The sequence below is a fragment of the Flavobacterium lotistagni genome (assembly GCF_011392125.1).
Classification (GTDB): Bacteria; Bacteroidota; Bacteroidia; order Flavobacteriales; family Flavobacteriaceae; genus Flavobacterium; species Flavobacterium lotistagni.
Map to the genome: position 1 here is coordinate 41,883 of NZ_JAAJBU010000014.1, position 19,596 is coordinate 61,478.

A 19,596-nucleotide genomic window follows, 5' to 3' on the forward strand; every position below is an offset into this window, starting at 1 on the left:
CTACTTTGCTTTGAAGTACTTTTTCCCAAACTGAAAACCTTGATAAATTCCGAGCAACACGAAAGCGGCCGGAATCAAATAATGCATCATGTTTTGCGAGAGAAATTCGGTTTGCGAGGAAAGTTTTGCCAGTGACAGTATTAAAACCAACATGCCTGAAAAAGTGCCCAGTAAAGTACCTAGCAAATAAGAAAATCTGCTGCCTTGCTCTATGTCTATGTACTTCCCGTTGAGTACATACAAATTCCAACCAGCCCAAAACGGCAATTGAATGAAGTTGAAACTACTCAAAATCAACCCTATGAAATAAGGAGAATAGATCAGGTATTTTTCTAAAAGTTGCTCTTGCGATTGCGGCTGCTTAGAACTCAAGTAAAAAACGGCTGCCATAGCCAGAATAAAAACCACTGAAAACGCTTCAATCCATTTGAGCCATTGTTGGCGTTGCACCAAGCGGTTTGCAAATACTAAACTGCCGTAAATCACGACCGATTCTATGGTCATCACGCCCAACAAAAACGGAATTAAACTGCCAATTCCTGCATATTGATAGAGTGCAAAACCAATCACGTTCAAATAACCCAGCGGAATCGAGCCCAGAAAACTCACCAGAAAACCGACGCCAATGTTTTGCAGGTTTTTCATTTAGAAATTCAGGATTTTTTGGTTGTGCTTTTGGTGTTCGCGGTATTCGTTCATACCCGCTTGGTGCGATAAATAAGGTATTCCGCTTTTGTGATTGGCCACACTAATTTCAAACATATACCGAATGTGTCTGGAGAGTTCCCACCAAGCAAAGAAAATCGAATGTCTCGGATCATAAATGTGCGTAGGTTCGCTTGCCGCGCCATTGAGTTCGACTATGGAGAAGTTTTTTCCGGCTTCTAAATCTTTTAAATTATTGTACATCAAATCGAGCCGCCCGAAGTAAAAACCCGGAATTTGTAAACAAACTTCGTTGATGACTTGGTTGAGTTTTGGAGTAATGAAATGACTATGATCTAAAAATTTTGCCCCACGAATATGATTGCCATAAGGCACCAGATTGCGCTGTTCGCCTTGGGCTAAAACAACTTGAAGCTCTGGCCCGTATTCTGCACGGAGTTTTTCGAGTTGCATTTCATGACGCGGATTTTTCTGAATCAAGGTTTCGATGTTTGACTTTCCATCGCCGGTAACGATAAGGAATTCTTTGGCAACGATGCCGGTAATTCTACCCGTTTTTTCATGCGGATAACGCACATAGAATACCCCAATTTCGTTTGGGTACGGAATGAGTTGCTGCAACAAATAATCAAAGTGGGCTTTCTCTGCATAAGACTGAAGTTGTTTTAGGTTCTCGATTTTCTTTACGGCCGAACCGCGCAGCCCAATGTCAGGTTTGGCGATTAGCGGAAAACTTAAACCTGCCTTTTCCGTGATTTTCATAACTTCTGAAAATGGGGTGCCTTGTCGAATTAGTTCGGTTTTAGGGTAATACTGTGGCGGAATTAGGTTGTAAATTTGTTTCTTAGATTCCATAAAAAAACCGCCATTCTTGATGCCCGGATTGGCAGCGTTGAAAAAGAAAATCGTGCCGCAGCGCAGCCAGTAGTAGGCCCATTGAAAATAAATCGGAATGTAGACCAAGTGCATCGGCCAGTATTCCCAGTGGAGCAGTTTGTGGAAGAATCGTTTCAATTGGGTGGATGATTTTGGGTTTTTTGGTTGATGGTTTAGACGAGATGCGTGAGGGATGGCAGTGGCAGCCCCGAAGCCAGATGCAGCATGCGGAATCTGGCGAGGGCTATAACGGACAGCCCGACCCGTAGGGGCACGCCCAAAAACTAGAGCTGGATAAAGGTATTATAAAAATCTTTTTGCTGTTGCAAATCGTGGTGGTGCAAGGTAATTTTGTTCTGCTTCACAACGGCCTGCGTGATACTCAGGGTTTGCAAGGCATCGTTGCGGTTGATGACGAGCCCGTTTTGAAGGTCTTGATTTTCAGTGTAGCGATGAAAGTGAAACATTTCTTCGGCGCTGACCTCGGGTTGGGTATCTAGAAATTGGCTGAACCATTCTCTGCGCGCTTGACGTATTTCCGGAGCATACAAAGTAGACGATGACCAGATGTAACTTTGCTCAGGATTCAGTTCGAGGGTTTCTTTCTCGGTGCCGTTCCAGCGCAATTGATAGAGTTTTTGGTCTTGGTACAACACCATGGTGTGCGGCTCGATTTGGTCTAAATTGATGGTTTTCCAGGTGGCGATGGCCGATGCTGAACCAAGTAAATCCAGTACAATCAGGCCTCGGCTTCGGCGGTAAGGCGGATTCCAGTGGTGTTTTTCGGCGGCTCCGTTGAGCAAAACCAGCACGTTGGCATTTTCATCGACAGCGAACCAAGTGCCTCCGGCTTTCGGGTCTTTGGGAAAACAGAGCTTTTTATAATTCACTTTGTAAGTCTGCGGAACCAGTGCCGGACGAATGTGCTGCTCATCGCGGTTGGAAGTGATAATGACTTGATTTTGGGAGTAAACAAAACTTACGGTGCACATTGTTTTCGATATTCTAAAGTGGAAGGAGCTACGCCGAAATTTTCTTCGACGCAGATATTTTCTAGGGGCAACAAAGCCACTTTAATCAAGGCTTGGTGGTGGATGCAATGCTCCAGATTATACACTAATTCTCGGTGGTAATTGGTCGGGATACTGAATTGTTGACCGCTCAAAGTTTGCTGTAATTCTAGGTTTTTCTCAGGCTTTTGAAGCGTGTCTAGAATTTGAGTAATGGCATTTTGTGCCGAGGTAATGTCGGTCTGAATGGCGTAATTACGCTGACGCAACTCGTAATTTACAACACCTGTTTCATATTGATTTTGCAGACATTGAAACAACTCGATGATGTGGCGCGTATGTTCGCCGATGGTAGCACCGCTCAAACTCTGGCAAGGTTGGGTGTATTGCCCGGGCGAAAGTTGTGCTAACAAATCAGAAAGCCCGCCCAAGGTTTGTTGGATAGATTGCAATAACATAAAAATAGTATTGATAGACTGCGAACTTTGGGAAACAGTTCTTTTTTCAGCCCTGAAATTAAGCATTAAATTTTAGATGCGACCCAATCGCGGATTATATTTTTTTCCTGAAACGCCAATAAAGCACAGCAGATCCAAGTGATTACAGCCAGTATAAATAAAGTGCCGCCGTCATTTTGTACTTCAATGCCTAAAATAAACAAGTGAGAGAAAATCGCGCCCATCATCGTGCCAAGTCCAAGCAATGCGCCCATCCATGTGGTTCGAGGAATTAAAATCAACACAGAAGCTACTAGTTCAATAACACCAGAGCCAATGCGACCGTATGGTTCTGCGCCTAAAGTGCTGAAAATGTATACGCTTTCTTCGGCGCCGGTGAATTTAAAATAAAGTGTTTGCAAAAGGATAACGGCTGCCGTGAGACGAAGTATCCAAAGTAAGATGTTTTTCATTTTTTTAGTTGATAGTTTACGGTTAACGGTTTACAGCGAGTTGTTGGTTATCAGTTTTCAGTTGTTGGTTGATTTACGGAAAGTTCCTGCTTGGTTTCCAGTTCGAGTTTCTTTTAGAATTCAGTTTCCATTGAACTATAATTCCAGAGTACAAAACTTACAACCTATAACTTACAACCTACAACTACTCCACAAACTTCTTCCAATTTGCGTCGGCTTTCTTTTTCAAATTTGCTCGGTCTTTGTTCCAGCTTTTGAGTGTGTTGTTGAAATAAGCGTTGTAGAACAAGTACAATTTCCCGTCGAGGATTTGGAAAGTTTCAGGGTCTACTTCTACTTTTTCGCCCGAAGAACCCATCGCATAAGCACACCAACCACCATATTGCGGCAGATAGGCAGTTGGGGTCTTCAAGAAAGCTTCTTTATTGGCAGCATTGGCAAAATAATAAGTCACGCCTTGGTAAGAAGCAGCATTTTCCTTTTTGCCTGCTTGGGGTTTGCCTTTGAAATAAGCTACGGCATCGTAACCTTGCAGGGCCAATTTCTTCTCAAGGTTGTATTGTTGCGCTTCTTTGGACAGATTTTGCGCAAAGCCGGTAATGCCCGAAAGCATCAGTAATAAAATTAGGATTTGTTTTTTCATCAGATTAGCTTTTTAAGTTTGACAAGACAAAACTAATCTGACGGCTACCGAGCAAATGTCGGCTGGTTGACAAAACCGATAAAAAACTTATAATTTGGTAATATCAGCAATCAAAATCTGCTTGCGTTTGTAGAGCACCAGCCCTGAATTTTCTAGCTCGCTAAGCAATTGGGCCGCGGTTTGGCGCGAGGTACAAATGATTTGCGCGATATCGTTTTGGGTGAGATAATTCTCGATGGTCACTTGATTGCCTTCGCGTTTGCCTTCGCGTTCAGACCAATCTTTCAAGAAATGGTGCAGCCGCGTTCTGGCGTCTTTGGAAACCAAGTTCGCATAATTGTTGCGGATGCGTTTCATCTTCAACCCGACAAATTTCGTATACGACAAAGCCAGCGAAGGATTGCGCAACAGCAAATCTTCAAAATCAGACATCAGGAAACTGCAAATCGCTACTTCATCGGTGAGTGCGACGGCGTATTCGTTGGAATGTAAATCGTTTTCAAGGGTGAGTTCGCCGAAAAGATCACCTTTGCGGATGATGTCTTTGATGGTTTCATTGCCTTGTTCATCGATTGAGACGATTTTAATGTGGCCTTTTTTAAGTAGGAAAATCCGCGGCACATCGGAAGAAGAAAAGTAAATCACATCGCCTTTCTTGGCTTTCTTGAAACCAACAATAATACAAAGCTGTTTGATCTGCGAAAAACTCAAAGCGCGGAAAAGCTTATGGTCTCGCAAATACCAATATTTCAATTCTTCGTATGTACCGCTCTCAGGCATTTGGTAAATGTAAATAAAAAACCCTTTCAGATGAAGTTCTAAAAGGGTTTGGATTTTATTGTTTAAGAAACCAATCCGCGAGAGATTACAATTCTCTGAATTTCGGATGTTCCTTCATAAATCTGGGTAATTTTCGAATCGCGCATCATGCGTTCTACGTGGTATTCGGCTACATAGCCATTTCCACCGTGAATTTGCACCGCATCATTAGCGACTTCAAGGGCGACTTCTGAAGCATACAGTTTGGCCATCGCACCTGAGTGTGAAATGTCTTTGCCTTCATCTTTTTCGCAAGCCGCTTTCATTACCAGTAATTTGGCAGCAGTAATTTTTACGTACATATCGGCTAATTTGAACGCGATGGCTTGGTGGTGGAAAATTTCCTTGCCGAAAGCTTTGCGCTCATGCGAATACTTCAAAGCCAGTTCATAAGCACCGGTGGCAATTCCTAAAGCTTGTGAAGCAATTCCGATGCGGCCGCCGTTGAGTACATTCATTGCGAAACTGAAACCGAAACCGTCTGGGCCGATGCGGTTTTCTTTGGGTACTTTCACGTCGGTAAACATTAGTGAATGCGTGTCTGAACCGCGAATTCCCATTTTCTTTTCTTTCGGGCCAACTTCAAAACCGGGCCAACCTTTCTCTACAATAAACGCGTTGATGCCTTTGTGTTTTTTCTCGATATCGGTTTGCGCAATCACTAAATAAGTCGAAGCTGTAGAACCATTGGTAATCCAGTTTTTAGTACCGTTGAGCAAATAGTGGTCGCCTTTGTCAATGGCTGTGGTTTTTTGTGAAGTTGCATCCGAACCTGCTTCAGGTTCAGACAAACAAAACGCTCCGATAACCTCGCCTTTGGCTAGCGGAACCAAATATTTCATTTTTTGTTCTTCGGTGCAATATTTCTCCAAACCGGCACAAACCAGCGAATTGTTGACCGACATGATTACCGCCGCAGAAGCATCGACTTTAGCAATTTCAGTCATGGCTAAAACATACGACACGCTATCTAATCCGGAACCGCCGTATTTCGGGTCGACCATCATTCCCATAAAGCCCAAATCAGCCATCATTTTGACTTGCTCGGTCGGGAATTTTGAATGTTCGTCTCTTTCGATAACGCCGGGCAGCAATTCGTTTTGGGCGAAATCGCGCGCCGCTTGTTGGATCATCAGGTGTTCTTCGGTAAGATTAAAATCCATGTTTTAGGTATGTTTTGGTGAGTTTTTAATGGCACCAAATGTATAAATAAAAGTTAAGGTTTCAAACGTTTTCGTGATTTTAGAATTTGTCTAAGCTACTGTGAATATTGGAATTTCTATCAAAACAAAAAGCACCCACAACTGTAGATGCTTTTTAAAATATTTACTGGGAAATTACTGCTTGACCATCCGAACCGTTTGACTTTTGTCTCCTTGAGAAACTTTGAGGTTGTAAAATCCTGAAGGATAACTTTGACCGATGCTCAGATGACGAAGCGCATTGGCTTCTGCGCTGATTTTCTCGATTTGTTTCCCAAGCATATCCTTATGAAGAACGCAACCGTCGATTAAAATTAGAATACGATTGATTTGAATTAGAATTCGATGGTTGCCATTTTCCATCTCCAAACAAGCCTAACGATTAGTTTCGTATTTTTAGCGCATGAATCAAAACCACTACAACATCATCGGTGTGATGAGCGGCACTTCGCTCGACGGCATCGATTTGGCGCATTTAAAATTTGAAATTGTCGGAGAAAAATGGCAATTCGAAATCTTGGAAGCCGAAACCATTTCTTACACGCAACCTTGGCTGGGCCAACTCAAGACTGCTGTCAGTTACGACAAAAACCAACTCGCAGTACTTAACCGCGATTACACTATGTTACTCGGAAAAACCATCGCTGATTTTATCGAAAAGCACCAAATTAAAAACCTCGACGCAGTCTGTTCTCACGGGCATACTATTCTGCATCAACCGCACAACGGCTTTACTTTGCAAATCGGGAACTTGCCCGAAATTGCTACTTATTGTAGGCAGAAAGTGGTTTGTGATTTTCGGGTTCAAGACGTGCAACTCGGCGGACAAGGCGCACCGCTGGTTCCTATTGGCGATCGGATTTTATTTGCAGACTATCAGTACTGCCTGAACCTCGGCGGATTTTCAAACGTTTCCTTTGAAGCCGACAGACAACGAATTGCTTTTGATATTTCGCCAGTAAATACCGTTTTAAATTTTTATGCGAACCAACTCGGCCTTGATTACGACGATAAAGGCCAAATCGCAGAATCCGGCAAATTAAGTCCCGAATTGCTTGACGCTTTGAATGCCCTTGAGTTTTATCAGCAGCCCTATCCCAAATCTTTGGGTTTTGAATATGTTAAGGAAACTGTTTTGCCCTTAATGGAATCCTATGCTATTCCAGTTCAAGACAAAATGCGGACTTTCACCGAACATATCGCCCTACAAATTGCGCAAGCCTTGCCGATAAAAAACGGTCAACTCCTAATTACCGGCGGCGGCGCTTACAATGAATTTCTAATCCGGCAGATACAACGGAAACTCTCGGAAATGGAACTTGTTGTTCCCGAACCCAAAGTACTCGAATTCAAGGAAGCGCTCATTTTTGGGCTGCTCGGCGTGCTGAAACTGCGCGGGGAAACCAACGTTTTATCGAGTGTGACCGGAGCAAAATACGATCATTGCTCGGGTGTCATTTTTCCATGATTAAATTTCCTTTTTGAATTGTCTTCTTGAAAAAATACGAAGAATAAAAAAAGAGCCACTCCATGAGCAGCTCTTTTCTGATTATAATCAAACGGAATCTACTCTTTGATGAAACGTTTGACCACAATTTGTCCGTTGACTTGCAACTGCAACATATACATATTTGCGGCCAATCCAGAAACAGAAATAGCTCCATTTTGAACGGTTCCCTGAGCAACTTCTTGACCCAACGAATTGATAATTCTGAACGACGCATTTTCTGCCTCAGAAACATTCAAGAAATCACCCTGAACCGGATTAGGGAATAATTTGATATTGCTCGTATCTATCGCAGCAGCCGGGCGATTGTTTAATCCGCCACAAGTATTGGTGGCAAAAGAATCCCATTCTCCGGTTAAATTAAAGGTAGTATTTGGTGACAATACCGTAGCTTTTCTTCTCAAAGTAACATCGATGGCAAAGTTGGCCGTACCGCCATTGAAAGTTCCGATGATGTCGATTAGCACTCCGTTTTTGAACAACCCGACCGCATCATTACCATTAAAAGTCAACTCATTTCCAGCCGTTGAAATGTTCGCCGAAGCCGCACTGTAACAAGCCACACTGATAGCGCTATTCACTAAAACAAACTTGGCTCCGTTATTCAAAGTTCCTGAAAGAGTAATTCCGGTCGACCATGCTCCTGCTCCGTTGGTTTGCTTTTTAACTGTGTAGATAGAAAGGCTCACCGCTGCTCCTGTGTTGTTAGCAATTTCCAGTGCCTTGTTGTTAGAAGTACCTTCAATGTATTCCGAGAACATCAAATCTGATGCGCTGCCTGAATTGGCCAAAGTGGTAATGTTTACGGTATTACTGGCTGCTGAAATATTTCCTGCGGCATCTTTGGCTTTTACGGTAAAACTGTACGCTGTAGAAGCTGTCAAACCAGAAACTGCAAAAGTTGTGGCTGTAGTGGTTGAACCAACTAAAGAAGCGCCTTGATATACGTCATATCCGGTAACGCCAACATTGTCTGTAGAAGCGGTCCAAGATAAATTGGTAGTTGTCTGAGTAGTTCCCGAAGCAGCTAAGCTTGTTGGCGCTGTTGGTGCGGTGGTGTCAGATGCTGCCAAAGTTATCACGTTTACTGTATTGCTCGCTACAGATACATTTCCGGCGGCATCTTTTGCTTTTACGGTAAAACTGTATGCCGTAGAAGCAGTTAAACCCGTTACTGCAAATGTAGTAGCTGTAGTGGTAGAACCTTTTAAAGTGGCGCCTTGATAAACATCATATCCAGTTACCCCAACATTGTCGGTGGAAGCGGTCCAAGACAAATTGGTCGTAGTTTGCGTCGTTCCAGAAGCGGACAGGCTTGTTGGCGCAGTTGGTGCGGTGGTATCAGATGATCCGGCAGTAATGGTAAAGTTGGTATTAGAAACATCAAAGAAAATATGATTGGTTCCTTTGACCATAATTCGGTTGGTGGTTCCGGGTGTATTCGGAATCGTTACGGCTTGGGTTCCATCATTGGGTGTAGCCGCTAATAAAGTACTCCAAGTGCTTCCTGCGTTGGTTGAAATCAAGATATCTACGTTGGCGCAATTGACACCGTTGGCAGTCGTTCCCGATACGTTCCAAGTTATCGTTTGCGTACTTCCGCCTACATAAGAAACAGCTGTGTTTGGTGCTGTTACGGCAAATGGACCGGCTGTTGCGTTGACGGTTACAATCATATCGTCGCTATTGTTTCCTGCTCCACCTGCTCTGTTGTCGCGAACGGTGAATCTAAAGTTGAAGGTTCTGGCAACAGATGGCAAAGCTTCTACCGTGATTTCGCTTCCTGCTGTTGTGGTTGCTCCGGTTAATACTGAAGACATTTTCGGAAAATAACGCGTTGGCGAAGTGGTAGGTGTATACGAACGGAAATTCACTCCGGTTGTTTTGGTAGCACTCGGTGCAGTAGCAGTAGTTTGTGAATTCATCTGCTCCCAGTTGTAAGTAAGTGCGTCTCCATTGGCATCGGTTCCGGTTCCGGTCAACATAAACGGAGTGCTTTTGGGAATGGTGTAATCTAAGCCGGCATTGGCTGTAGGAATAGAATTTCCTGTAGCCGAATTGACTTGACAAGTGGTAGTTTTAATAAAATTTGTCACCTGCTGAATGCTCACAGCATGAAAATAAGCATCGGAATGAGGCTGAACATCAAGCGTTGTAATACCGGCATAGCCCATGATGGTTGAGCCAGAACCCGGTTCTACTTGAACTCCTGTCCCTTCATTCCCGCCGTGCGTCCAGGTATGGTTGGCGCCGAATTGATGCCCCATTTCATGCGCAACATAATCAATATCGAAATTATCTCCTGAAGGAATACCATCGGAAGGAGAAGTGTAGCCACTGCCTTTGTAATTATTTGGATAAGTAACACCCGTATCTACGAAAGTGGACATATCATTGCTGCAAACGCAACCAATACAACCAGCATTTCCGCCACCGCCCGTAGCACCAAAAAGGTGACCTATGTCGAAATTGGCGTTTCCAATCAATGAACTCAAGGTGTTCATCAATTGATAGTTCCAATTATCTAAGCCCGATGCCGGTGAATACGGATCTGTTGATGCGCTGGTATAAATGACCGAATCAGTATTGGCAATTAAATTTAAATGAACGGCAAAGTCTTTTTCAAAAATGCCATTGACCCGTGTCATCGTATTGTTGATTGCTGCTAATGCCAAGGCTTTTGTCCCGCCAAAATAAGCAGTATATTCTCCGGTTACAGACATCGCCAAACGGTACGTCCTGAGCGTTGCATCATCGGCGTTAGGTCTTGCGGCTATAACATCGCCCAAATCATTCTTTACATCCTTGATCACTTTACATTCAAAACGATTAAGCGAAGCAGCCCTATCTGTTCTGCGATATACAACGTAAGTACTTAAATTGGTGGTGTAAGGCTCGATGAACTCTGTCGATTCGTCTGCTCTAATGACCATCGTTTGCAAACCCAACGGTGATAAACTAAAATAGATGGTTGAACTTGGCGAAGCTACACCCTGACCGATATACGATTTGATTTCAGGATATCTGGCTGCCAGCGCCGGATCCATATTGGAGGATTCCTTAATCCTATATTGCTCCATTTGACCATCTGCATTGGGAAAAGAAACAATAACATTTGATTTCCCGGCAACAGCTCGATTCGGGGCATTGCGCAACGATTGAAGCAACGAATTCGTGTCTAGCAAAAATAATTTTGGAGTAAGCAAATTGCTTTTGTTAGCCACCACGACCTCACCTGCTTTTGACGTAGTCGCTGTAAAGGCAATTCTTCCGTTTTGGGCAAAAGAAAAACCTGAGATTGCCAGAGCAGCAATCAGGAGTAATTTATTTTTCATACTTATAAAAATTAGTTAGATTTTGGTTAATTAGATGCTGAGCCAAATATATTGATTTCTTATTGCTATTCATCTGTTGTTGAAAACTTCTTATAAATTTAACACGCAATTGAAAATAATTTTAAATCTAAATCACAATTTAATAACATTTAGATATTGCTCACACTATAGTACCAATTATTTTAAATGGATGGTTTATTGCCAATTCTCTCATGGCATTTACTATATTTGCCGCGCCCAAAAGCCTCATTACTTATGAAAGAATTACTCCACAAATTCGAAAATAAAACCCCTGAAATTATCTTCAACTGGAAAGATGCCGAAACTGAAGCGGAAGGCTGGACCGTCATCAATTCCTTACGCGGTGGTGCTGCCGGCGGTGGAACCCGAATGCGCAAAGGCCTAGACGTGAACGAAGTTTTATCGCTCGCCAAAACCATGGAAGTCAAATTTTCGGTTTCTGGACCAGCCATTGGAGGCGCCAAGTCGGGCATCAACTTTGACCCGAATGATCCACGTAAAAAGGGCGTTTTGCAACGTTGGTACAAAGCTGTTTCACCGCTATTAAAAAGCTATTACGGAACTGGCGGCGACCTCAACGTAGACGAAATCCATGAAGTGATTCCCATGACCGAGGAATGTGGGGTTTGGCATCCGCAAGAAGGCGTCTTCAACGGGCATTTCAAACCGACAGAAGCTGACAAAATCAATCGCATCGGGCAATTGCGTCAAGGCGTTGTGAAAGTAATCGAAAACCCAAAGTTCTCGCCCGACGTTTCCCGAAAATATACTGTTGCCGATATGATTACCGGCTATGGCGTGGCAGAAGCTGTTCGTCATTATTACGAGATTTATGGCGGAACCGCTACCCGAGCCAAAGGCGAACTGAACGGAGTTAAAGGCAAGAAGGCCATTGTTCAAGGTTTTGGAAATGTCGGTTCTGCGGCAGCTTTCTATCTCGCAGAAATGGGCGTTAAGATTGTCGGAATCATTGACCGTGACGGTGGTGTCATCAACGAAAACGGTTTTACTTTCGAGCAAATCAGGACTTTATTCCTGAACAAAGACGGCAATAAATTGGTGGCTTTTAACATGATTCCATTCGAAGAAATTAACGCTAAAATATGGTCGTTGGGCGCTCATATTTTTACGCCATGTGCCGCTTCAAGGTTGGTCACGCAAGATCAGATTGACGCGATGGCTTCGGCGGGATTAGAAGTGATTTCCTGCGGTGCGAATGTTCCTTTTGCCGATAAAGAAATTTTCTTCGGCCCGATAATGGAACAAGTCGATCAGAAAATCAGCTTGATTCCAGATTTTATCTCGAACTGTGGAATGGCGCGCGTTTTCGCCTATTTCATGGAAAAGAAAGTACAAATGACCGACGAAGCCATTTTCGCCGACACGTCAAATACGATTAAAAACGCAATCCAGAAAGCGCACAATCTGAATCCTTCGAAAACCAATATTAGCGCGACGGCTTTTGAGATTGCGTTGAAACAGTTGGTTTAGAAAGAAGACCGCTTCGCTGCAAGAGACAAAACAGTTTCAAACTATTAAAAAAACTAACACGAATTCCACTAATTGACACGAATAGATAATTCGTGATAATTCGTGAAATTCGTGTTTAATTATGAAGTTATATCAATTCAAACTGAAATTGTAAATAATCATTCCAATTTGTTTGTCAGGTGCATTGCCGTCGGCCTGCCATTTGGTGCGCATCGCGGCGTTTTTAGCTTCATCTAACAAACATTTCGCTGCGTTGGTAGTGCCGCGAACTCCAGGTTTGGCATCAATCACATTGCCTGATTGATCTACGGCGATTTGGACGGCAACTTTTCCTTCTTCGTTGCAAGTATAATTTGGAACAGGTTTACTCAATGCCTTTCTATTGCCCAAAAAATAACCCGAACCATTACCACTACCGTTGCCGCTACCATTTCCGGAGCCACTCCCGCTGCCTGAGCCGCTGCCGCTTCCAGAACCTGAACCGGTTCCCGAGCCGGTTCCCGAACCAGAACCACTGTAACCGCTAGAAGACAAACTCCCATCGGGCCTTCCTTTGTTGCCTCCGGTTTTGTCATTGCCATCACCGCCTTTATTAGAGTTCAATAAATTGGCCAAGGCGTCATTGGTGTTTTTTGATACTTTAGGTTTCTCCACCACCGGTTTGGTCACGGTTTTTTCAATCACCGGCGTAGGTTTTTTGACTTTTTCGTTTTTGGTCATCGCTACGGCATCGCTCGCATCATCATCGTCAGTAATGACATTATCTTCTTTGGAAGTTGGCGCAGGCGCTGCTTGTTGCGGCTGGTCTTTCACGTTGAGCACTTCGCTTTTAAAGTCTTCGCCGAGTCCGTAATCGCTGTCGCCGAAGTTCATTTCAACGCCACCTCCGCCACCGCCTCCGAGCAATTCCTTTAAATTGGATGGTGGCCAGAACCGAACGAAAAACAAAATCAGAATCAGCAAGCCCATCACTAAAATGGTCAAGCCTACTGATTTCTGTTGGTCTTTATTGAGTGATAAATCCATGGTTAATTTCTTTATTTCGGACTAGTGGCGATAACAAATTTGAGCTTGTTCTTCACGCCAATCTGCAGCACATCGACCAAATCCTGTACTTGCATATTAAACGGAATCCGCACCACAACTGTTTGCTCTTTGGCCGGATCCATTTTGGAGAGCAAGGTAGTTTCCAATTCTTCAAAAGCGACTTCTTGCTTGTCAACAAAAAATCGTTTTTCCTCGGTAACCGAAAGCGTAATGAGTTGCTTATTGGTTTTTTCGTTGGTTTTCGATTTGGGCAATGTCATTCTAATTACGTTGGGGTTGGCCAAAGTCGAGATAATCAAAAAGAACAACAGCAAGAAGAACATGATGTCGCTCAATGACGAGGTCGCTACCTCTGCATGAAATCGTTTGTTGCGCTTAATCATTGTTTGGTCTTTGGATGATACTTACAAATTCGAGAACCTGTTTTTGAATCGACAACGTGAATGCATCAATGCGACCGTTGAACAAGTGGTAAGCAGTATAAGCCAAGATTCCGACAATCAGACCGGCTCCTGAGGAAATCATTTTTTCATACAAACCACCGGAAATATTCCCGATGCTGATGTCTTCGGTGACCGAAATGCTGTAGAAAATTTTAATTACCCCGGAAATAGTTCCGATGAATCCCAGCGTCGGTGCTATTCCGGCAATAAGCCCAAGTTGCCCTAGTTTACGTTCCATTTCACCGATTTCGATGTTGGCAGCGCGTTCCATGTTGGATTCGATCTCTGAAATCGGACGACCGATGGTGTGAATTCCTTCTTTTATGACATTCCCTTGCGCGTTGCCCGCTCTTTCTGCCGCTGTAATGGCCATATTGAGATTCCCTGCGTTGAGATTTGCACGAACATCTTTCATCAAATGGTTGTCAATTTTGGCCGCTTTGTTAATCACAAACATTCTCTCGAAGATCAAGTAAATGGTATAGCAGCAAAGAATCACAATCGGGATCAGGAAAAATCCGCCTTTGAAAATAAATTCCAGTACAGAAATCTCGTGGGTCAAAGGATTGTTGGCTACTTCAGCCGTTTGGGCAGCTTGGGCTAAAGTATCGGCCGGAATCTGTAAGAATGCAGTCATCATCATGATTTGTTTTTCGTTTTTGTGATAAATAATTGTCAATTTTGTATCGGCTCACGCGATGCCACAATATTAAACTAAAAAAAATCGAAAATATTTTGCCCTATAAATACTTATCAAAAAAGTAATGAACTATCAAGAAACCGTCAATTGGATGTTTGCACAGTTGCCAATGTATCAAACGCAAGGTGCCACCGCCTATAAAAAAGACTTGACAAATACTTTGTTACTGGCTGATTATCTGGGAAATCCCGAACGAAATTTGTCTTGCATTCATGTAGCCGGCACCAACGGAAAAGGTTCCACTTCGCACCTACTCGCTTCCATTTTGCAAGAAGCCGGTTATACCGTCGGGTTGTACACTTCACCGCATTTGAAGGATTTTCGCGAGCGCATCAAAATCAATGGTGAGATGATTTCAGAGGTATTCGTCGTGAGCTTCATGACGCAACACCGCACGTTTTTTGAAAGTCACGATTTGAGTTTTTTTGAGATGACAGTAGGTTTGGCTCTAGACTATTTTCGGAAAATGAAAGTCGATATCGCAATCATGGAAGTCGGCATGGGCGGCCGTTTGGATTCGACCAATATTGTAACGCCTCTGATTTCGGTGATCACTAACATCGCATTTGACCACACTGCTTTTCTTGGAAATACTTTGACTCTAATTGCCAGAGAAAAAGCCGGAATAATCAAGAAAAAAATTCCGGTGGTTATTGGCGAATACAACCCAGAAACCAAAATGGTTTTTGACGCTAAGGCCAAAGAAATGCAAGCGGGAATTTTCTACGCCTCGGATTTAATTCAAGAAGATTATCCATCTGCATTAGAAGGAAACTATCAGCAACACAACAAGAAAACTGTACTACAAACCATTCGCGTGCTGCAATCGAAATTTAAAATTACCGAAAAACAGATCAAAGATGGCTTTTTAAATGTGATTGAAAACACCGGATTGCATGGCCGATGGCAAATCTTGAAAACCAGCCCAAAAGTAGTGGCTGATACCGCACACAACGCCGCAGGTTTGGCTTTAGTGATGCAGCAGGTTCAAGAAGAAAAATGTGACCGACTGCATATCGTTTTAGGTGTAGTCAACGACAAAGATCTTGACGAAATCTTGTCTTTGCTCCCGAAAAATGCGATTTATTATTTCTGCAAACCCAATATCCCGCGTGGGCTGGATGTCGAAATTCTAAAACACAAAGCCTCTGAATTTGCGCTGAACGGAAAGGTTTACAATTCAGTATCAGTTGCTTATCAAGAAGCTTTACTGCATGCCGAGCCAACCGATTTTATCTACATCGGCGGCAGTACTTTTGTGGTCGCAGAAATTTTATAATAAAATAAGATATTTGTTTGCATATCTAAAAAACTGCCTTATATTTGCAGCGCAATTAAGGGCGATTAGCTCAGTTGGTTCAGAGCATCTGGTTTACACCCAGAGGGTCGGGGGTTCGAATCCCTCATCGCCCACAAAGCAAGTCAATCCGGCTTGCTTTTTTATTTTAACATAATCGGGCTATTAACTCAGCGGTTCAGAGTGCTACCTCGACAAGGTAGAAGTCACTGGTTCGATTCCAGTATGGCCCACGAAAGCCGATAATCTCCAAGAAGGTTATCGGCTTTTGCTTTAGTATCAGATCTAAATTTAACTAGTGGAATTAAAGCATGGCGAAAACATTACTCTAAAAAAATCTGAAAAACTTCAATTCAAATTTCTGTTAACTAAAACTGCTCTTCAGCAAAAACCCATGAAAGAAAGCCCACAAGCAGTGAAAACAGCAGTAAAATAGAAATGGCGCATAGAATATGTGTCGGAATGTCAAGAAAACCAAACCAAAGGCTTTTTTGGCTCTTCTCGCAGTATTTCAAATAAATCAAAAAAGGAGAAATCATAAAAACAGCCACTGAAACCATTCGCGTATCAACCCATTTGAATGAAACCTTTTTCTGCTTCCACAAAATGCCGCCTAAAAGAAAAAGTCCCGTAACTGAAATTCCGTATGCCATTCGCAACATTAAATCGGTGTGTTCTCCTGAATAAACTTCTTTACAAGTATCGGCTACGAAACCAGAAATAATGGCCAATATGGGAAGCGTCCATTCGTATAAGTTTTTCTCGGCTTCCTTGACCACTTTCACTAATAACAAAATGCCTCCCGACCCTCCGCCAAGCGCTAACCCAACCGCTGCCAGAGGGATAATCCAGGAATTAAAGTCGGGAGATAATGCTTTTCCGGTGCCGATTGCTGTAGCAATTCCAATCATGGCTCCTATAGCAGGAAGTAACCAATGAAGTAAAAAACCAAGCCCAGTTAATCCTAAACCTATGGCCAAACCCCAAGCAATAATTAGAAATGGTTTGTTGTGCATTTTTTTTATTCCTTGACTTTTATTTTAATGGTGTAAACCACGGTGTCTAAATTTTGTTCTACTTCTCTTTTGTAAGGTCCGAAAGTTACTTGACGTTCTCCTTCTTCTTTGAAAGAAATCGAAAGACTCCTCCAGTTGGTCTCGGTGAGTTTGTCTTTGATTACTGCTACAACGGTAATCCAATTGTCGACACAATCGGCGCCTTTATATATTTGGCCGGGCTTGTTAGGACCAACAAGTTTGGCATCATTAAAGATAAAATAACCAGCGCCTTCTTCTTCGCCGCTCTCAACTGAAATCGTAAGGGAATTCAACTCAGACTTTAACTTGTAAATGTCTTGAGCATCGTGATAAATGGTAGCCATGATGAGTGTTTGATTTGGTTTGGTAATCTATTCCGTGATTGCTCTGCTTCAATCGTAGGAATTTCTATCCAAATTTCTGTTAATTCAACCAGCTACACAATACCGGTAAATACGTAATTCACTAAGTAGAAATACGTAATCATAAGGCCAATTTTTATGATTCATAAAAAAAACCGCTTAAAAACGGTCTTTCACTTTTACTCTCTTATTCTTTTAGCCATATAACTCATCAAGGGTAACATACTCTTCTTTTAAGGCATAGAGCACAACCCCGATGAAATTCTTTGTCTTGGTTTTTTGCATAATCCGCTTGCGGTGGGTTTCTACGGTTCGCGTATTAATACAAAGCGTATCAGCAATTTCGGCACTACTATATTCCCGACAAGCCATGATAATGATTTGTAGCTCTCTTTTGCTTAATGATTCGGGAAAATCAACCACTTTTCTTGCATATCTTTTTTCCCATAACAAAGCTTCTCGAAGCACTTCGCCCATTTCCATACCAAAATAAAAACCTTTGTCGTTAAGGCTTCTAATGGCATATTCTAGTTGGTCTGGGTCTGAATTTTTGGTAAAATATCCGTGAGCGCCCAAATCCATGATTTTATGAATACTTTCTCGTGTAGTGAGCTGCGAAACAATTAGAATTTTGACATCAGGAAAACGCTGGTGAAGCACTTTGCAAGTTTCATAGCCGTCCATTTCCGGCATCTGAATATCGAGCAACACCAAATCTATCGGATTCAAATCGAGCGCATCGATAAACTCTCTGCCGTTTTGGGCCTCAATGACCACCTGAACACCTTCAAAAGTGGAAATTAACAACGATAAGCTTTTTCTAAACAATTTATGATCATCGACAATTCCGATTCTTAACATGGTTCTTTTTTTAAATGAATAACAAAGTGATTTCCTGTTGTGTCTGGCAATTGTTCTAGAGTGCCGCCTATACTTTTAATTCTGGAATTAATATTTTTAAGACCAGTTCCGGAAGAAACTTTCATCAACTGAAAAAAATCATAGGGCTCACCATCATCTTTGATTGCAATAGTAGTTTGATGATTTGAACGAGCAAAACCAATCTGGCATTGCGTGATTTGACCATATTTGACCATATTAGTGGTAAACTCCTGAACTACTCTAAAAACTTCATAAGCCACATCTGATTCGAACTGCAGCCCTTCTGGTGCGGTTACTGAAAATTTGAGCTGTGTTTTCTTACTGAGTTGTTCTAGATAATCATCCAGAGTATGGAGTAATCCAAGATTTTCCAGCAAGGGCGGCATTAACTTGTATGAAACCAAACGGGTATTTTCTAAAGCTAAAATCACGCTATTTTTAATTTCATCAAGAATTTCCTGATGAGCTTTGAGCGAGTTGGTTTTCTCTATAAACAACAGATAATTCTTAATGGCATTCAAATCGCCGGATACGCTGTCGTGCAAATCTGCTGCTATACGATTTCTCTCGACACGCTCACCTTCTAAGGTGGCCTTGAGTAACAAATCTGCCTCTTTTTGCCGGATCTTATACAAATGATTCCGATAGGACAGCACCAAAAACAAAATGCCCAATGAAAGCAGTAGCATCAGTGAGGTGCCAATCCAGTAGATGATTTCTATTTCTGCTGAATTTTCCAAACCCCAAATATTAATAACGACCTTAAAAAAATATTACAAATAATGTTGAGTATCCAGAAGTTATCGAGGCTGAGCCCTTTGTCTTTTACAATGATATCCCCCATTAAATTCAAAAAAAACGTTCCTGAAAGATAGAAAATAATCCCTACTACGAAATAAAAGTCTGGCATTTTTAACAGGTCAACTTTGGCATTGACAAAACAATCTCTAAACCATAAGATTGAAAAAAAATAAACCATCACAATCTCAACAGCTGACAAATAAGAATCTGTCGTTAATGACAAAGGGTCGGCTGAATATAGGAGAATCAGTAAAAAAAGTAGAATATAAATGACCGAGAAAAAAACAAAGAAAAATCTAAACTTCTTTCCTAATAAGAAATAGAAGAAATATAGGAATGTGAAAAACTCTAGGAAAAGGTATACTTTGAACCAAATATCATTTGGTATAAGAAACAAATAGGTTGCTAAATACTCGTAGAAAGTTGAAAATAAAACCAACCAAAGAAAAGGTTCAATAGAAAAATGTTTGTATCTATAATTACTTCTATTGAGTTTGAAAATGAGTATCGGAAATAACCCTAAGAACAAAGCAAAAAAGAATAAATA

The 19,596-nt window shown here is 42.2% G+C and carries 20 protein-coding genes and 2 tRNA genes; 5 read left to right on the forward strand and 17 right to left on the reverse strand.

All coding sequences use genetic code 11. The features are described from left to right. The 9 genes from G4D82_RS13150 to G4D82_RS13190 all read right to left on the reverse strand — a co-directional run bounded on the left by G4D82_RS13150 (position 1) and on the right by G4D82_RS13190 (position 6,489). On the reverse strand, positions 1-645 hold the full coding sequence (locus G4D82_RS13150) for a hypothetical protein (RefSeq protein ID WP_166337760.1): 645 nt from the start codon (positions 643-645) through the stop codon (positions 1-3). Further along, positions 646-1,680 (reverse strand): ATP-grasp domain-containing protein, encoded by a 1,035-nt coding sequence (locus G4D82_RS13155; RefSeq protein ID WP_166337761.1) that lies wholly within the window; start codon positions 1,678-1,680, stop codon positions 646-648. 146 nt (positions 1,681-1,826) lie between these two features. Beyond that, positions 1,827-2,534 carry an NRDE family protein gene (locus G4D82_RS13160; protein ID WP_166337762.1) on the reverse strand — a complete coding sequence of 236 codons (708 nt, stop codon included), beginning with the start codon at positions 2,532-2,534 and terminating at the stop codon, positions 1,827-1,829. Next, positions 2,522-3,010 carry a DinB family protein gene (locus tag G4D82_RS13165; protein WP_166337763.1) on the reverse strand — a complete coding sequence of 163 codons (489 nt, stop codon included), beginning with the start codon at positions 3,008-3,010 and terminating at the stop codon, positions 2,522-2,524. Before G4D82_RS13165 ends, G4D82_RS13160 begins: the two co-directional genes overlap by 13 nt. Before the next feature lie 65 nt (positions 3,011-3,075). After that, a complete protein-coding gene (locus G4D82_RS13170; protein WP_166337764.1) occupies positions 3,076-3,462 on the reverse strand; it encodes a DoxX family protein in 387 nt (128 codons plus the stop codon). A 184-nt stretch (positions 3,463-3,646) separates the two neighbouring features. After that, positions 3,647-4,105 carry a YHS domain-containing (seleno)protein gene (locus G4D82_RS13175; protein WP_166337765.1) on the reverse strand — a complete coding sequence of 153 codons (459 nt, stop codon included), beginning with the start codon at positions 4,103-4,105 and terminating at the stop codon, positions 3,647-3,649. A gap of 87 nt (positions 4,106-4,192) precedes the next feature. Then, a complete protein-coding gene (locus G4D82_RS13180) occupies positions 4,193-4,885 on the reverse strand; it encodes a Crp/Fnr family transcriptional regulator (RefSeq protein ID WP_166337766.1) in 693 nt (230 codons plus the stop codon). Positions 4,886-4,947: 62 nt separating this feature from the next. Further along, a complete protein-coding gene (locus G4D82_RS13185) occupies positions 4,948-6,087 on the reverse strand; it encodes an acyl-CoA dehydrogenase (protein ID WP_166337767.1) in 1,140 nt (379 codons plus the stop codon). Between the two features lie 174 nt (positions 6,088-6,261). Further along, positions 6,262-6,489, reverse strand: a complete 228-nt coding sequence (locus tag G4D82_RS13190; protein ID WP_235924360.1) for a T9SS type A sorting domain-containing protein — start codon at positions 6,487-6,489, stop codon at positions 6,262-6,264. Between the two features lie 40 nt (positions 6,490-6,529). Here G4D82_RS13190 and G4D82_RS13195 point away from each other — a divergent pair, with 40 nt between their 5' ends. Next, positions 6,530-7,594, forward strand: a complete 1,065-nt coding sequence (locus G4D82_RS13195; RefSeq protein WP_166337769.1) for an anhydro-N-acetylmuramic acid kinase — start codon at positions 6,530-6,532, stop codon at positions 7,592-7,594. Positions 7,595-7,692: 98 nt separating this feature from the next. Here G4D82_RS13195 and G4D82_RS13200 read toward each other — a convergent pair whose 3' ends face one another. Next, complete coding sequence (locus tag G4D82_RS13200; RefSeq protein ID WP_166337770.1) at positions 7,693-10,968, reverse strand: zinc-dependent metalloprotease; 3,276 nt, start codon at positions 10,966-10,968, stop codon at positions 7,693-7,695. Positions 10,969-11,223: 255 nt separating this feature from the next. On the opposite strand from G4D82_RS13200, the gene G4D82_RS13205 reads away from it, so the two are divergent. Beyond that, on the forward strand, positions 11,224-12,480 hold the full coding sequence (locus G4D82_RS13205; RefSeq protein WP_166337771.1) for a Glu/Leu/Phe/Val dehydrogenase dimerization domain-containing protein: 1,257 nt from the start codon (positions 11,224-11,226) through the stop codon (positions 12,478-12,480). 132 nt (positions 12,481-12,612) lie between these two features. Here the strand turns inward: G4D82_RS13205 and G4D82_RS13210 are convergent, their stop codons facing one another. The 3 genes from G4D82_RS13210 to G4D82_RS13220 are packed head-to-tail and all read right to left on the reverse strand — an operon-like array spanning position 12,613 to position 14,607. Further along, positions 12,613-13,506, reverse strand: coding sequence for an energy transducer TonB (locus G4D82_RS13210; protein ID WP_166337772.1), 894 nt, complete (start codon positions 13,504-13,506; stop codon positions 12,613-12,615). An 11-nt stretch (positions 13,507-13,517) separates the two neighbouring features. After that, positions 13,518-13,910, reverse strand: a complete 393-nt coding sequence (locus G4D82_RS13215) for an ExbD/TolR family protein (protein ID WP_166337773.1) — start codon at positions 13,908-13,910, stop codon at positions 13,518-13,520. Beyond that, on the reverse strand, positions 13,903-14,607 hold the full coding sequence (locus tag G4D82_RS13220; RefSeq protein WP_166337793.1) for a MotA/TolQ/ExbB proton channel family protein: 705 nt from the start codon (positions 14,605-14,607) through the stop codon (positions 13,903-13,905). The genes G4D82_RS13215 and G4D82_RS13220 overlap by 8 nt, the downstream gene beginning before the upstream one ends. Before the next feature lie 127 nt (positions 14,608-14,734). Here G4D82_RS13220 and G4D82_RS13225 point away from each other — a divergent pair, with 127 nt between their 5' ends. The 3 genes from G4D82_RS13225 to G4D82_RS13235 all read left to right on the forward strand — a co-directional run bounded on the left by G4D82_RS13225 (position 14,735) and on the right by G4D82_RS13235 (position 16,200). Continuing rightward, positions 14,735-15,949, forward strand: coding sequence for a bifunctional folylpolyglutamate synthase/dihydrofolate synthase (locus tag G4D82_RS13225; protein WP_166337774.1), 1,215 nt, complete (start codon positions 14,735-14,737; stop codon positions 15,947-15,949). Between the two features lie 59 nt (positions 15,950-16,008). Continuing rightward, positions 16,009-16,083: transfer RNA gene (locus tag G4D82_RS13230), tRNA-Val, on the forward strand. A 43-nt stretch (positions 16,084-16,126) separates the two neighbouring features. After that, positions 16,127-16,200 (forward strand) — tRNA-Val (locus tag G4D82_RS13235). Between the two features lie 135 nt (positions 16,201-16,335). Here G4D82_RS13235 and G4D82_RS13240 read toward each other — a convergent pair. From G4D82_RS13240 to G4D82_RS13255, 4 genes are all read right to left on the reverse strand, one after another. After that, positions 16,336-16,983 carry a hypothetical protein gene (locus G4D82_RS13240; protein WP_166337775.1) on the reverse strand — a complete coding sequence of 216 codons (648 nt, stop codon included), beginning with the start codon at positions 16,981-16,983 and terminating at the stop codon, positions 16,336-16,338. A 5-nt stretch (positions 16,984-16,988) separates the two neighbouring features. Then, positions 16,989-17,348, reverse strand: coding sequence for a hypothetical protein (locus G4D82_RS13245; protein WP_166337776.1), 360 nt, complete (start codon positions 17,346-17,348; stop codon positions 16,989-16,991). Positions 17,349-17,561: 213 nt separating this feature from the next. Further along, positions 17,562-18,227 carry a response regulator transcription factor gene (locus G4D82_RS13250; RefSeq protein WP_166337777.1) on the reverse strand — a complete coding sequence of 222 codons (666 nt, stop codon included), beginning with the start codon at positions 18,225-18,227 and terminating at the stop codon, positions 17,562-17,564. Then, complete coding sequence (locus G4D82_RS13255) at positions 18,221-18,988, reverse strand: sensor histidine kinase (RefSeq protein ID WP_166337778.1); 768 nt, start codon at positions 18,986-18,988, stop codon at positions 18,221-18,223. Before G4D82_RS13255 ends, G4D82_RS13250 begins: the two co-directional genes overlap by 7 nt. Positions 18,989-19,596 lie beyond the last annotated feature (608 nt).

Bases quoted from the DNA above. Each gene is read 5' to 3' on its own strand.
- G4D82_RS13150 (WP_166337760.1), bottom strand. From the start codon at position 645: ATGAAAAACCTGCAAAACATTGGCGTCGGTTTTCTGGTGAGTTTTCTG.
- G4D82_RS13160 (WP_166337762.1), bottom strand. From the start codon at position 2,534: ATGTGCACCGTAAGTTTTGTTTACTCCCAAAATCAAGTCATTATCACT.
- G4D82_RS13165 (WP_166337763.1), bottom strand. From the start codon at position 3,010: ATGTTATTGCAATCTATCCAACAAACCTTGGGCGGGCTTTCTGATTTG.
- G4D82_RS13170 (WP_166337764.1), bottom strand. From the start codon at position 3,462: ATGAAAAACATCTTACTTTGGATACTTCGTCTCACGGCAGCCGTTATC.
- G4D82_RS13175 (WP_166337765.1), bottom strand. From the start codon at position 4,105: ATGAAAAAACAAATCCTAATTTTATTACTGATGCTTTCGGGCATTACC.
- G4D82_RS13180 (WP_166337766.1), bottom strand. From the start codon at position 4,885: ATGCCTGAGAGCGGTACATACGAAGAATTGAAATATTGGTATTTGCGA.
- G4D82_RS13185 (WP_166337767.1), bottom strand. From the start codon at position 6,087: ATGGATTTTAATCTTACCGAAGAACACCTGATGATCCAACAAGCGGCG.
- G4D82_RS13190 (WP_235924360.1), bottom strand. From the start codon at position 6,489: ATGGAAAATGGCAACCATCGAATTCTAATTCAAATCAATCGTATTCTA.
- G4D82_RS13195 (WP_166337769.1), top strand. From the start codon at position 6,530: ATGAATCAAAACCACTACAACATCATCGGTGTGATGAGCGGCACTTCG.
- G4D82_RS13200 (WP_166337770.1), bottom strand. From the start codon at position 10,968: ATGAAAAATAAATTACTCCTGATTGCTGCTCTGGCAATCTCAGGTTTT.
- G4D82_RS13205 (WP_166337771.1), top strand. From the start codon at position 11,224: ATGAAAGAATTACTCCACAAATTCGAAAATAAAACCCCTGAAATTATC.
- G4D82_RS13210 (WP_166337772.1), bottom strand. From the start codon at position 13,506: ATGGATTTATCACTCAATAAAGACCAACAGAAATCAGTAGGCTTGACC.
- G4D82_RS13215 (WP_166337773.1), bottom strand. From the start codon at position 13,910: ATGATTAAGCGCAACAAACGATTTCATGCAGAGGTAGCGACCTCGTCA.
- G4D82_RS13220 (WP_166337793.1), bottom strand. From the start codon at position 14,607: ATGACTGCATTCTTACAGATTCCGGCCGATACTTTAGCCCAAGCTGCC.
- G4D82_RS13225 (WP_166337774.1), top strand. From the start codon at position 14,735: ATGAACTATCAAGAAACCGTCAATTGGATGTTTGCACAGTTGCCAATG.
- G4D82_RS13240 (WP_166337775.1), bottom strand. From the start codon at position 16,983: ATGCACAACAAACCATTTCTAATTATTGCTTGGGGTTTGGCCATAGGT.
- G4D82_RS13245 (WP_166337776.1), bottom strand. From the start codon at position 17,348: ATGGCTACCATTTATCACGATGCTCAAGACATTTACAAGTTAAAGTCT.
- G4D82_RS13250 (WP_166337777.1), bottom strand. From the start codon at position 18,227: ATGTTAAGAATCGGAATTGTCGATGATCATAAATTGTTTAGAAAAAGC.